Source organism: Salinivibrio socompensis S35, assembly GCF_000513715.1.
In the GTDB taxonomy this organism is placed as follows: Bacteria; Pseudomonadota; Gammaproteobacteria; order Enterobacterales; family Vibrionaceae; genus Salinivibrio; species Salinivibrio socompensis.
This window is the reverse complement of record NZ_AQOD01000073.1, coordinates 1-13,080: the sequence shown is the minus strand read 5'-3', so window position 1 is coordinate 13,080 and position 13,080 is coordinate 1. Positions and strand designations below refer to the sequence as shown.

Below are 13,080 nucleotides of genomic sequence, written 5' to 3'. Positions count from 1 at the left end.
AAACGTCAGTGGGTACACCCACAATTGAACTCGCTACTGGATGCGTTCAGTGCATCGCCGCTCGCGCATGGCGACGACCGTCGCGACGGCAACGGTCAGAGCAATACCTAACCTCGTCCCAACAGCGCGCCCATTTTTTACGCCACGTAAACGGGCGTTCGCAAGTCAAACATATCTTGGTGGGCAGATGCGGTTTTTTATGCGCCATCTTGATCGCCTCCTTCGGTGGCTTGGGTCGTGCGTTTGTCTGAACGATCAGGCTGGTGGTTCGCTTGGGCCGATTGGTTTGCTCAGGACTGTTTGCTCGCTCAGGGCTGTTTGTTCGCTCAGGACTGTTTGCTCGCTCAGGACTGTTTGCTCGCTCAGGGCTGCTCGGGCGTACATGAGTGGCGAGGATCCGCGCTTTCTCGATGCGAACGGAGTCTTGTTTGCGAAACGACCATAAGATGTCACGCGCGCGTTTGCCGGTTTGTTCGATATTGACAATCGGTTTGGGGTAGTCTTCGCCAAGTGCCACGCCATACATGATGGCTTCCATGTCGGTCATTTGCCAAGGCGTGTGGATCAAACTGTCGGGCAAGGGGGTGAGCTCGGGCAGCCATTCACGAATAAATGCGCCCTCCGGATCCTGCTCTTGCGATTGTTTGACTGGATTGTAAATACGCAAGGTATTGGCGCCGGTCACTCCAGCTTGCATTTGAAACTGGGGGTAATGAATGCCGGGCTCAAAATCGAGAAATAACTGCGCTAAATGGTGCACGCCGCGCCGCCAATCAATCAACAGATGATGGGTTAAAAAGCTTACCAGCATTGCTCGCATACGAAAGTTGATATAGCCGGTGGCGTGCAAACAGCGCATACACGCATCGACGAGAGGATAACCGGTATTGCCTTGTTGCCATGCGAGAAGATGCGTATCGCTTTGCCGATCGTTTGCATACTCAAAATGTAAGTAGCCACGATTGACGGGACGGTACTCCATGTGGTGCTCACTTTCAAATTTCTGCATAAAATGACAGTGCCAATGCAAACGCGATACCATGGCCACCAGCGCCCGTCGCCAGCCCTTTTTCTGCCAATGGAGAAGGGTAATTTGATACATCTCGCGCATGCTGATGTTGCCCCACGCAAGATAGGGCGACAGCCGCGTACAGCTTTTGCGGCTCGCTAGCGGTTTAGAAATATGGCGCTGATAGTCTTGCCCGCGCTCGCGAAAAAAAGACTGCAAGGTTTTATAGGCCCAACTTGGCCCGCCGGGCTGAAAGCGTGGAGCGGGCGCATCCCATGGATGGTTACCAAGCGAGGGTAGCGCGAGTGATGCGTCTAACCAGCGTGCCTGTTGCCAATCTGGATCGGCAAGCGGTGCACGCATCACTTTTTGCCATTCAGCATCCCAATCCACCCGATTCTTAGCGCCGCGGATCACCGCCCCAGTGGGGTATTCGTGCCATGGGATTTGATGGCTTGCCAGCCATTTGGCGACTGCTTTATCGCGAGAAAACGTCGCCTCGACGCCAATTTCTTGATGGCTGTACACCGCGCTAATTGCGTGTTGTTGATGGATGGTGTGGAGCACCGGTACCGCCTCGCCTTGGCAAATCGTGACCTTGCCGCCAAGTGGCGCTAGCTGGCGGTTGAGATCGCACAATGATTGCCAAACAAATCGCCAATGGCGCTCGCCATGATGAGGATCGTTGAGTAGCAGTGGCTCGAACAGGTACAGGACCACCAAAGGGCGCCCAGATGCGATGGCCGCTTGCAAGGGCGCGTGGTCGCGTAGGCGTAAATCTCGTTTTAACCACACAAGGCTGATCAGCTCGGACATAGCTTTCTCAGTAATAGCTTTCTCAATATTTGGTTTTCTCAGTCTCTTATTCTCCTCCTGCGCTACGAGGCTGAGCGACACTTGGATCCCTAGTTTTCGCTTGGTTAATGTCTAATTTCTGTCATGAACAAGCAGTAAGCGTACAAAACGAAATCAAAATGGTTTGCATTTGCCTTTTAAGCATCGGAAAATTGTCGATTGTAGAAATAACTGACAGGCGCATCCCGCGCTTGTACTTAAGCAGTAGGATCGGGATATGTTAGAGGCAAAGGACGTTGCGTTTGCCGTCAACGGGAAAGTGTTACTCGATAAAGTCAGCTTGTCGTTTACGCCAGGAAAAATCTGCGCGTTAGTCGGACACAACGGCTCGGGTAAGTCGACCTTGATAAAACTGTTGGCGCAACAACAAGCAACCAGCAGCGGACAGATTGCATTAGACCAAAAGCCCTTGTCGAAATGGTCAGAAAAGGCGTTTGCGCGCGAGGTGGCGTATTTGCCACAGCACTTACCCGCGACCGATAACTTAACCGGATATGAGTTGGTCAGTTTTGGTCGCTATCCTTGGCATGGTTTGCTGGGTCGGTTGACCAAAGCCGATCACCAAGCGATCAACGAGGCAATGGCGTTGACGGGCACCCAAGATTACGCCGAGCGTTTGGTCGATACCTTGTCAGGCGGTGAACGCCAGCGGTTGTGGATTGCCATGTTGCTTGCTCAGCAAACGCGTTACCTGCTGCTCGATGAGCCATTATCTGCGCTGGATGTGGCGCACCAAGTGGAGGTGATGTCTCTGGTTCGCAAACTTAGCCGAGAGTTAGACAAATCTATCATCATCGTGGTGCATGATATTAATATGGCGGCGCGTTTTTGTGATGAGATTGTAGCCTTACATAGCGGTCAGATCCTGACCAAAGGCTCGGTCAACGAGGTGTTCCAAGAATCGGCACTCAAATCGATTTATGCATTGAGATGCCGATTGCCGATCATGCCGCGGGGTATGCGGTGGCCATGCCAGGGGAGCTGTCGCCGGTATGATTAAGTCGTATTGTTTGGTGCTCGTGGTTTGGCTACTATCTACCGTGATGCCAGCCAGCGCCACAGAGCCGCCTCGTATTCTCTCGCTGGATTGGACCCAAACCGAAACCTTGTTGGCTTTGGGGGTAACGCCCGTCGCGGTGGCGCAAAAAGCGGACTATAACGCTTGGGTCAGAGCCCCGCTGATCCCGGAAAAAACCGTCGATATTGGCCTTCGTACCCAACCGAATATGGAGCGCTTGGCCGAGCTTGCGCCCGATAAAATTCTTATCTCGCCGATTTTTAAGGCGATGAAGCCAAAGCTGAGCACTATTGCGCCGGTCAGCTCGATTCCTCTGTATGAAGAAGGTTTAAGCTGGGTATCGTTAAAAACCGTGACACGGCAAATTGCTAGCGAAGCCAAACGTCCTGATGCCGGTGAGGCGCTGATTGCCAGTGCACAGCAGCAATTGACGCGTTTGCGTCAAACCTTATCCTCTGATCAGCCACCGCTGCTGATGATCCAATTTCTCGATCCCAACCATGTGCGTGTTTTTGGCACCAACAGCTTATATCACGCTGCGATCAGTGAGTTGGGTCTGAATAATGCGTGGCAGAACAAAACCAACAGTTGGGGATTTAGCATGGTCTCTACTCGCGAGCTGCTCGACCTTGATGCGCAGCTCGTGATTGTGCGCCCGCTACCGGCTGGCGTCGAGCTAACCTCCAGACCAATATGTTTTGGCAATATTTGGTTAAACGCACGGGATATACGCCGTTGATGATTGACCCCGTTTGGAGTTTTGGCGCGATCCCCTCAGCCTTACGCTTTGCTCGTCTCGTGACCGCGGCATTGACCGACACTGAGCAGGAGAGCACATCATGAAACTGAGTCTGTTATGGATGCCTTTGGCGTTGCTGGTGGCGTTATTGAGTCTGGCTGCGACCCAGTTGGGGCAGTGGGACGTGAGCCAATCTATGCTCTGGCACACCTTATGGTCGCTGGATGACAGTGCCTCAATTGGGGTGGTGATGCATTTAACCTGGTGGCCGCGCTTGGTCACCGCATTACTGGCAGGGGCGTGTTTGGGTCTGGCTGGTACCTTAATGCAGCAGGTGTTGCGTAACCCACTTGCCTCGCCCTCGACGCTGGGGGTCGCAAACGGAGCCAGTTTGGCGCTGATGCTTGCCACTCTCTATGCCCCCTGGCTGCTGACCTGGTCGAGCGCCATGGTGGCCATGTTTGGTGGTGTGCTTACCATGCTGGTGGTGTTCACATTGGCATGGCGACGCGGTTTATCGCCCACGGTGGTGGTAATCGCCGGCTTGATTTTAAATCTTTACTGCGGCGCGCTAAGCACCGTGTTGCTGCTGATGAATCAAGAAGCGCTACACGGCATGATGGTATGGGGCGCCGGCTCGATGGTGCAAACCGATTGGCACAGTGTGCAAGCTTTATTGCCGCGTGTCGGGGTGGCGGTATTGATGATCCTTGCCTTACTAAAACCGCTCAACGTGTTGAGCCTTTCCGATGAAGGGGCAAAAAGCTTAGGCGTATCGCTGGCGAAAATCCGCGTGATTGCGCTCGGGCTGTCTGTGCTTCTGACCGCGTGGGTGGTCAGTTTGATTGGGGTGATTGGCTTTGTTGGCCTCGCTGCGCCAGCGATTGCGCGCTTATGTGGGGCACGCAAGTTAATTACCCGACTGAGCCTTGCGATGATTTTAGGTGCGTTGATGCTGGCGGCAACCGATTTGGCGGTACAGCTGTTACCGGGACGTCGAGCGATGATGGTGCCCACGGGAGCGGCCACGGCAGCGTTAGGCGCGCCGCTATTATTATGGCTGTTGCCGCGGGTGTCACTGGGTAACCGTCAACGCCAACAAATGGGCACAGGATCACCAGCACCACGTCAGGATTGGTCATTAGGCCGGACGTTGATATTACTGGTGCTTGGTGTGGTGATTTTTGCCACCGTGTCGCGTCAAAGTGAAGGTTGGCAGTGGCTGGCGTTGAGCGGGGATTGGTCTTTGCTAGAGTGGCGGTTGCCACGTCTACTCGCAGCGGCATTAGCAGGTGGTGTGCTTGCCGTCGCTGGCGCAGTCCTTCAGCGCTTAAGTGCCAACCCGATGGCGAGCCCTGAGGTAATGGGGATCAGTGCTGGCACCGCGTTGGGCTGATCGTCACCATCTTTGCTGGCATGGGGGCGTCTATGGTTAGCCTGTATGTAGGGGGCTTAATCGGCGCTGGCGCGACCTTGGCGTTGATTGTGCTGCTTAACCGCAAAACCGGCTTCCAGCCAGAAAAAGTCTTGCTGACGGGGGTGGCCATTGCCGCATTGATGCAAGCGGTACAAAGTTTCTTGATGGCCGGGGGCGATCCGCGTGCTTATCAAGTGCTCGCGTGGATCTCAGGCTCTACCTACTATGTGACCGACAGCACGGTGACCACACTGGCCTTGGTGGCAACGGTATTGGTGGCACTGGGGTTGATGTGTCAGCGTTGGCTAGACATTTTACCGCTTGGTGGCGAAACCGCCCAGTCGCTTGGCGTGCATGTGGGGCGTGCACGCATGGTATTGCTGGCCTTGGTGGCGGTGATGACGGTCAGTGCCACCTTGGTGGTGGGGCCGCTGAGTTTTGTCGGATTAATGGCGCCACACATTGCGCGCAGTTGGGGAGCGAAAAATGCCCGGGCGCATATGGTCACCGCGGGATTGATTGGCATGGGATTGATGCTGTTTGCAGATTGGCTCGGACGACAATGGTTATATCCGCAAGAAATGCCGGCTGGGATCATTGCCTCGTTGATTGGCGGGCTCTACCTAATGATTGTGTTACGTAAGCTATAGTTTTCACACTCGGTGATCGACAAGATCGCCTCATCCCTAACTAAAGAGATGCAGTGTGCATCTCTTTTTGTGTGAGGAGCCAAGAGTATGAACAGTGATTCTATGCAGCGGGTGGCCGTTGTTGGCGCAGGCGGTGCGATTGGTGAAGCCTTTTGCCGTGCTCTGCTCGACAGGCCATCCATCCAGCAGGTTTTCGCGCTGGGGCGTCACCCCGCGCCACTTGCTGAGATAAGTGAAAAGGTGGTGCCTGTGGCGGTGAACATTCGCGATGACGCATCGATACACGCCGCGGCCGAGCACATCGACGACAACAGCTTGGATGCGGTGATCATTGCCTCAGGCATGTTGCACGATGATGTTGTCAGTCCCGAAAAGCGACTTGGCGCGTGCAGCAGTGAGGCAATGCATCAGCTGTTTGACGTGAATGCCGTTGCGCCGTTGCTATTAAGTAAACACCTTGCCCCCAAACTCAAGCGACAGGCCAATGCCAAGCTGGCGATATTATCGGCGCGTGTGGGAAGTATCAGTGATAACCGCGCGGGCGGGTGGTATGCGTATCGCGCCAGTAAAGCGGCAGTGAATATGCTAGTCAAGTGCATGGGCATTGAGCTAGGCCGATACGACAAATCATTGACCGTGGTCGGTCTTCATCCAGGTACGGTGGACAGTCGCTTGTCTGTGCCATTCCAATCAAACGTGAAACCCGGGAAGTTATTTAGTCCGGCGCAGTCTGCTGGTTATTTGCTCTCGGTGCTAGATTCACTCGACAGCCGTCACAGCGGGCGCTTGTTTGCGTGGAACGGGGAAGAAAGTCGCCCCTTAGTTCGGAGCATGATGCAATCATTTCCAGTGCAGTGGCTGCTCGAGAGTAGACAGCGGCTTTTCACTGCCAAGCCCTATCATTTCGTCATACGCCGTGTCGGTGACCAATACGTACTGCGCGGCGTTAACCCATTCAAAATCATCTTTTACAGCCAGCAAGCTGCGTGACAAGTAAGGTTTATCGCCGTCATAAATCAACTTTTGCTCTACCGTGTCGCCATGACGCAAAAAGGCGATGGCTTGGTACAGCATACCATCAATGCCTCGGACCTGAATTTTGTCAATGTTGTCGAATTTTATCAGTTCACTCAATTGTAAATTCATGGTTCATCCTTGCCGTGTTCAATCTTTAACCTACTACGGGCCATGATAGAGTGCAGATCCCTCGCGTGTGACGCTTTTTGAATGGGGTATGCTTATTCTCTTTTGATGTAAAATAAATGTTACGCAAAAGTAAAATTAAAACCGCCGCGATGAGATGATTTTATCGGCAAAGTCGACGTAGTCTGTGAGTAACGAAGACGAGGCGTAAGGCAAGATGCCGCTGTTTACGCTCAATCATTTACGCCAGATAAGATACAAGGCGGTGAACGTGAAACAGAGTAAATACGAATCCAAACCGATTGATGGACGAGGCCGTGTAGCTTGGTCGGCACAAGAAAATGACGTATGGCGCCAGTTGGTTACACGGCAGCTTGCGTGTATCAAGGACAAAGCTTGCCAGGAATATTTGGACGGACTGCAGCTGCTGGACTTGCCCGAAGACACAGTGCCACAGATCCCAGATGTGAATGCTGTGTTAATGAAAGAGACGGGCTGGCAAGTTGCACCTGTGCCCGCGTTGATTGATTTTGACCACTTCTTCGCATTGTTGGCGGATAAAAAATTCCCCGCAGCGACCTTCTTACGTTCTAAAGAAGATTTCGACTACCTCCAAGAGCCGGATTACTTCCACGAGATATTTGGTCACTGCGCGATGCTGACGCATCCAGCGTTCGCAGAGTTTACCCACATGTATGGCGAACTAGGTAAGAAAGCAACACCCAAAGAGCGCGTTTATCTCGCACGCTTATACTGGTTTACGGTCGAGTTTGGTTTGCTCTGTGACCCGCAAGGTCATCGCAGTATTTATGGTGGCGGTATCTTGTCGTCCCCGGCAGAAACCGAGTATGCGTTTAATAGCGAGAAAGCCATCCGCAAACCCCTGGAAGTGATCGATGTCATGCGCACGCCCTATCGGATTGACATTATGCAGCCGATTTACTTTACCATTGAATCGATTGACGATTTATTTGCCATCAGCCAACGTGACTTGATTGCTGATGTTCATCAAGCCATGGAACTGGGCCTACATGCGCCCTTGTTCCCACCCAAACCAAAAAAGACAGAACAGCAAAAGGAAACGCAACATGTCTGAACTAACTGAGTTGAAATGTGAAGCCTGTAATATTGATGCACCTTTGGTCAGTGCTGAAGAAATGCCAGCACTGCTTAAAGATATCCCGCAGTGGAACAAAGTGACGCGAGATGGGATTGATCAGCTCGAGCGCGAGTTTATTTTCCGTAATTTCAAGTTGGCGTGGGCATTTGCCAATCAAGTCGCCGAACTCGCCGAGCAAGAAGGTCACCACCCCGCGATTTTGCTCGAGTGGGGCAAAGTGACTGTTACTTGGTGGTCACATAAGATTAAAGGCTTGCACAAAAATGATTTTATTTGTGCGGCGAAAACCGACGGCATTGAGCTAGAATGATAAACCAAAACGCCCCGTGGTTTGGTCACGGGGCGCTACTGTCTTTCCTTGAACGATCTCCATCTATCATCGCTATGCAAACACTACATATGAGCAGTCATAAGGATGATAGATTTTTAAAGTGACGCGGTCACTTCACCTGTTTCCCGGACTCTTCGTCGTCAGCCTCGTCTTTTTGGCTTGGCGGCAAAATACTGGGCGAGTACTTCGTCGGTGAGCTCACCTTTTTCCTCAAGCGCTTTGAGTTTCGCCACAATCGCTTTTTGCTCGTCGAGCGAGGGTAGCGAGTCTGGTTCGTGCTCGGGCGCGTCGTCTGTTAGTTGGTTTAAGATATCCACGTTCTTACCTCATTGGTGTCTTTGGCTGAAGCGTAGCAAAATTCGTGATTTGGCCCAAGTAAAAGGCAATGTCCTGGAAGATAAATGGACTTAACACACTCACTTTAATCAAAAAACGATCAAAAGTTCTTCCTTTGGTCTAAGTTTGTACTAGGGGATCGTTTTGGGGAGAGTGACATTGTGAGTGAGATTTTTTTTTCGTACCAACCGATCTTTGACGATAAACAAAATCAATGGGGTAGCGAGCTCTTATTTCGTGAAGGGTTACAAAACAAATTCCCCTCGATTGATGAAGATACCGCAACGTCCCGCATTCTAAGCGCCAATTTTTTATCAGGGAAGGAGCTTGATGATGATTTGCGGTATGTCGTGAGTTTCTCAGAAGCGGCCTTATTGGATGAGATACCTTTTTCTATTCCAGTGACGCGTTTGGTGATTGGTGTAACGGAAAAATGCAAAGTAACGCCAAGACTTGCGAAACAATTGGAAGCCTATCGAAAAGCGGGTTTCACTATACTCGGTGACGGCAATGTGTTTTCGAACCGGTGGCAACGACATTTGCATTTATTTGATGTTATCGCAGTGAGCATGGCCAAAGACAACCCAACGGATTGGGCCGGTGTGATGTCTGACTATGCAGACGTTCGATTTCTTGCTAAAAAAGTTGAAAGAATAGAAGAGTTTATGCTGGCTAAACAGCTTGGTTTTAGTCTGTTTCAGGGCTATTTTTTTGAACAACCTCAGATAAAAAGCCACAGTGATGTCGCTCCCTCCGTGATCAGTTTGCTGGATGCGTGTATTGTGATTAATCGTAGTCCTCATGACATCGATGAAATCACTGATGTTATATCGCGTGATGTGTCCTTGCTCTACAAAGTGGTAGCCAGCGCCAATATATTGGCGAAATCCAAGAAAAATGCGATCACAAACCCCAAGCAAGCCGTTGTCTATTTAGGGCTTGAGTCGTTGCGACGGTTAATATCGTTACTCATCATGTCGAATATGAATCATCAAGAATGCTCTCACTTACAGGCATCCGCGATACTTCGTGCGATCTTTATGCAGCAGGCTGCACCCATGATAAAAAATATGGACCCTGATGAAGCCTTTTTAGTTGGTGCCTTTTCACTCCTTGATGCAATGTTGGGGACTCCTATGGAAGACTTAGTCGGACAGCTTGATCTCGACCAAGATGCGAAAAATGCACTTTTGTCTCAATCAGGACGTTATGGAGAGTTGTTGACGTTATGTAAGCACATTGAGCATGCTAACTGGAACTGGATCGGGGCAGTATGTAAAAAAATGGCATTAAAAGAACGTGCTGTACTTAAAGCTTTCGATAAAGCACGTTTTCAAACTCAGACCTTGGCTGCAACGATGCAGGTGTAAAATGATGAATCGAGTAGGGATGCGGTTAGCCGTCGTTTTAATGGTCTTAGCGACCTTGTTACTGGGCGTTTTCGGTTACTATAACTATCACGTTGCGAAAGAACGTCTTGAGTCAGACATGAACCAAAACATTAACTCGATTACTCAGCGTTTAAAACAACGAATACCTACGTTAATGTGGAACTATGATTTTAAGAATGTACAAAATGACCTCGACAGTGAAATGGGATCGCGCTATGTTCATCGCTTAGAGTTAACCGACTCGAATGACCAATTTCGCTATGTGACGGATTCAAAAGGTGTGCGATCAAGTGATGAGCTAAACGAAATCATCGTCCCATTGGTTTACAATGAGGAGAACCAATCTATTCAGGTAGGTCAGCTGATTATTTATCAAGATAGCCGATATATTGATAAGGAACTGAATACAGAAGTACTCCGTACGGCAACACAAATCGTGCTTTTGAACCTGTTAGTTGTTTTCTTTATTTGGAAGTATGCCAAGCAAATAAGTCGTGCAGAGAGAAACCGCGCTTACTTAGATACCGTTATTCATAGCTACACTGATGCGCTGTTAGTGCTGGGTGATAAACATCGTATTATTACCATTAATGAATCGGCAAAAAAATTATTTGATCTGGAATCGGTTCCTGACGAAGTAATAAGTTTATCAACGATAATTTCACGAGTCACACCTGATTCTCGTGGCTATTTTTCACAAGCTCTTTACGGTTTGAATGGCCGCATTAACCGCTCCTATGAAATAGAGACCGATGAGGGTATTCGAGTTGTGCAAGTGAAGTCGACACCGATTAAAGACGAAGACCCTCGCGCACTCAATGTTGCTATTATACGTGATATCACCGAGCAACACTTGGATAAACAAAAAGTGTCCAAAGGCGCGGAGTTTTTTTCCGCGATGAAAAGTTTACAAGATAAGTTTCTGATACGTGAAGATTTCAACAAAAGCTTCAAAGATGTGTTAGATATTTTACTGCGTATTGGCGAAAGCAACCATGGCATCATTGTTGAGGCTGGTCATCACGATGATGATATGGATAGCGATCTCCCTTATCGTATTTTGGCACAAACGCGTCTTGTTAAAAATAATTTTATTGGCGAGGAGTTTGTTCGGGGCTTAATTGAAGATATTATTGAAACGAAGCAGAGCAAGCGTAGTCTACAGATGGCGGGTGTTACAGGCCATAATCAGAAAATGATTGTGAATGTCTTTGGTACGCCCCTTTATATGTCAAATCAAATGGTCGGTGTCGTGTGTCTTTTCGATGAGTCCACGACGTATAATGAAGAGTTACAAAGTTGGATAGAGCCTATTTTATCAAGCTTGAGTTCGATGGTGCATTTTGTGCAGCAGAAAGCACTAAATGACATGATTTCACGAGAAATGGCGCGAGCGAAAGAACAAGCAGAACGGGCGAATGAATCAAAAACGAATTTCTTAGCCATGATGAGCCACGAAATTCGTACGCCCATGAATGGAATTGTGGGGATGTCTAACCTACTTATGGAAACGTCACTCACGCAACAGCAACGCTATTTTGTTGATACATTACAGAATTCATCGACGGCATTATTAAATATCATCAACGATGTGCTCGATCTTACCAAGATCGAAGCCGGAAAGATGACGCTTAGCAAACAGTCGGTACACTTGGCTGAGCTAGTGCATGAGTCTTTAAGTATCTTTACCGCGAAAGCGGCTGAAAAACAATTACGTCTCCACTGCTACATTGATCCGGATACGCCATGTGAGATTGAATTAGACGCGATGCGCTATAAGCAAGTCATTATTAACCTTGTTGGGAACGCTGTTAAGTTCACGAAGCACGGTCATATCTGTGTTAGCTTGTTTCAAATGCGTGACGACAATAACGTGACCAAGCTTGTCATGGAGGTAGAAGACACAGGGATTGGTATTCCTGAGGATCGTCATGATGCTATTTTTGAAAATTTCACCCAGGTCGATAATTCGTATTCACGCTCTTATCAAGGAACAGGGCTGGGCTTGCCTGTCTGTCGTAAACTTTTGCGGTTGATGGACGGAGATATTTATATCCGCAGCCAAGAAAACCAGGGAACGACATTTATTGCGGAAGTGCCGATTACTGTTTCTAACCCTGACTGTACATTCTTATCAGGTTACGACTTGAGCCATGCGCTTAATGGTTGTCGTGTCTTTTTAGTATCTGACGATCGTATACTGACCAAGACGCTGACCGCTTATTTACACGGTTTCAATGTGGCGTTGACCACGAGGTATAATGCACAGAGTCTGGACTTGAATGACCCCGAACAGGCTGTTCTGATGGTTGATCAAGATAAAATGGAAGCCTGTGAGGCACTTGTTGGAAGCGTGCACAAATGCATCGCAATCAGTCATGATGGTCATCATGATACAGGAATGGCCACGCTGACTTGTCCCATCTACCATGCTGAGCTTCACCGAGTATTGAACGAAGATGAGCATACGTTAGTTGATCCAAGCCCGGTAGTTGGGCAATACGACAATATTAACTTTGATCTCAATGTCTTGGTGGCAGAGGATCATCTTGTTAACCAAGAGCTTATCGATATTATCTTGGCACAATTAGGCTGCCAGCGGGCTCTGGCAGTGAACGGGAAAGAAGCCATTGAATTGCATAAAAAAACGCCTTTTGACATTATTTTGATGGATTGCCAAATGCCGGAAATGGATGGCTTTGAAGCCACCCGTCAGATCCGTGAGTTCGATAAAAATACGCCAATTCTAGCAGTCACAGCCAATGCCTTATCTGGCGATGCAGAGCGATGTGTCGATGCTGGGATGAATGGACATTTAGCCAAACCGTTTAGCAAAGATCAGTTAATTGAACTGTTACTACTTTATGCTCACCCAGATTCGGTTAGGTATGGTGATGACAGTGACGATCAAATAGCATCGAACACGCTAGAGGATAAACAGTTTACGCCGATGTCTTCGCGTTCATCATCATTACCAGAACCAGAACCAGAACCAGAACCAGAACCAGAACCAGAACCAGAACCAGAACCAGAACCAGAACCAGAACCAGAACCAGAACCAGAACCAGRAC

8 protein-coding genes and 3 pseudogenes are annotated in these 13,080 nt (G+C 49.4%); 8 read left to right on the top strand and 3 right to left on the bottom strand.

Annotation, left to right across the window (positions count from 1 at the left end; all coding sequences use genetic code 11):
• Nucleotides 1–46: 46 nt before the first annotated feature.
• A complete protein-coding gene (locus DZ54_RS0109245; RefSeq protein ID WP_025673862.1) occupies nucleotides 47–1,825 on the bottom strand; it encodes a DUF2256 domain-containing protein in 1,779 nt (592 codons plus the stop codon).
• Between the two features lie 256 nt (nucleotides 1,826–2,081).
• Between DZ54_RS0109245 and DZ54_RS20480 the strand changes: the two are divergent.
• The 4 genes and pseudogenes from DZ54_RS20480 to DZ54_RS27440 all read left to right on the top strand — a co-directional run.
• Nucleotides 2,082–2,860, top strand: a pseudogene (locus tag DZ54_RS20480) (ABC transporter ATP-binding protein).
• Entirely contained in the window at nucleotides 2,857–3,621 is a 765-nt protein-coding gene (locus DZ54_RS20475; RefSeq protein WP_240473949.1) for an iron-siderophore ABC transporter substrate-binding protein, read from the top strand. The pseudogene DZ54_RS20480 and the gene DZ54_RS20475 overlap by 4 nt, the downstream one beginning before the upstream one ends.
• A 100-nt stretch (nucleotides 3,622–3,721) precedes the next feature.
• Nucleotides 3,722–5,688, top strand: a pseudogene (fhuB, locus tag DZ54_RS20470) (Fe(3+)-hydroxamate ABC transporter permease FhuB).
• Between the two features lie 87 nt (nucleotides 5,689–5,775).
• Nucleotides 5,776–6,360: pseudogene (locus DZ54_RS27440) on the top strand (SDR family NAD(P)-dependent oxidoreductase); the annotation flags it as partial.
• 168 nt (nucleotides 6,361–6,528) lie between these two features.
• Here the strand turns inward: DZ54_RS27440 and DZ54_RS27435 are convergent.
• Nucleotides 6,529–6,834 carry a DUF6482 family protein gene (locus DZ54_RS27435; RefSeq protein WP_025739105.1) on the bottom strand — a complete coding sequence of 102 codons (306 nt, stop codon included), beginning with the start codon at nucleotides 6,832–6,834 and terminating at the stop codon, nucleotides 6,529–6,531.
• A 214-nt stretch (nucleotides 6,835–7,048) separates the two neighbouring features.
• Between DZ54_RS27435 and phhA the strand changes: the two genes are divergently transcribed.
• Together phhA and DZ54_RS0109210 are read left to right on the top strand one after the other, a co-directional pair.
• Entirely contained in the window at nucleotides 7,049–7,927 is an 879-nt protein-coding gene (gene phhA / locus DZ54_RS0109215) for a phenylalanine 4-monooxygenase (protein WP_051415984.1), read from the top strand.
• On the top strand, nucleotides 7,920–8,261 hold the full coding sequence (locus DZ54_RS0109210) for a 4a-hydroxytetrahydrobiopterin dehydratase (protein WP_025673859.1): 342 nt from the start codon (nucleotides 7,920–7,922) through the stop codon (nucleotides 8,259–8,261). Before phhA ends, DZ54_RS0109210 begins: the two co-directional genes overlap by 8 nt.
• A 161-nt stretch (nucleotides 8,262–8,422) precedes the next feature.
• On the opposite strand, the gene DZ54_RS0109205 is transcribed toward DZ54_RS0109210, so the two are convergent.
• The gene (locus tag DZ54_RS0109205; RefSeq protein WP_025673858.1) at nucleotides 8,423–8,599 is read right to left on the bottom strand and encodes an ATPase; all 177 of its coding nucleotides are present in this window, start codon (nucleotides 8,597–8,599) and stop codon (nucleotides 8,423–8,425) included.
• Nucleotides 8,600–8,779: 180 nt separating this feature from the next.
• On the opposite strand from DZ54_RS0109205, the gene DZ54_RS0109200 reads away from it, so the two are divergent.
• Both DZ54_RS0109200 and DZ54_RS0109195 read left to right on the top strand, forming a co-directional pair.
• On the top strand, nucleotides 8,780–9,988 hold the full coding sequence (locus tag DZ54_RS0109200) for an EAL and HDOD domain-containing protein (protein ID WP_025673857.1): 1,209 nt from the start codon (nucleotides 8,780–8,782) through the stop codon (nucleotides 9,986–9,988).
• Between the two features lie 19 nt (nucleotides 9,989–10,007).
• Nucleotides 10,008–13,080 (top strand): ATP-binding protein (locus DZ54_RS0109195; RefSeq protein ID WP_051415983.1); only part of this gene is annotated, 3,073 nt, incomplete at its 3' end.

Coding starts and splice junctions, on each gene's coding strand:
- DZ54_RS0109245 (WP_025673862.1), bottom strand. CDS start 1,825: ATGTCCGAGCTGATCAGCCTTGTGTGGTTAAAACGAGATTTACGCCTA.
- DZ54_RS20475 (WP_240473949.1), top strand. CDS start 2,857: ATGATTAAGTCGTATTGTTTGGTGCTCGTGGTTTGGCTACTATCTACC.
- DZ54_RS27435 (WP_025739105.1), bottom strand. CDS start 6,834: ATGAATTTACAATTGAGTGAACTGATAAAATTCGACAACATTGACAAA.
- phhA (WP_051415984.1), top strand. CDS start 7,049: ATGCCGCTGTTTACGCTCAATCATTTACGCCAGATAAGATACAAGGCG.
- DZ54_RS0109210 (WP_025673859.1), top strand. CDS start 7,920: ATGTCTGAACTAACTGAGTTGAAATGTGAAGCCTGTAATATTGATGCA.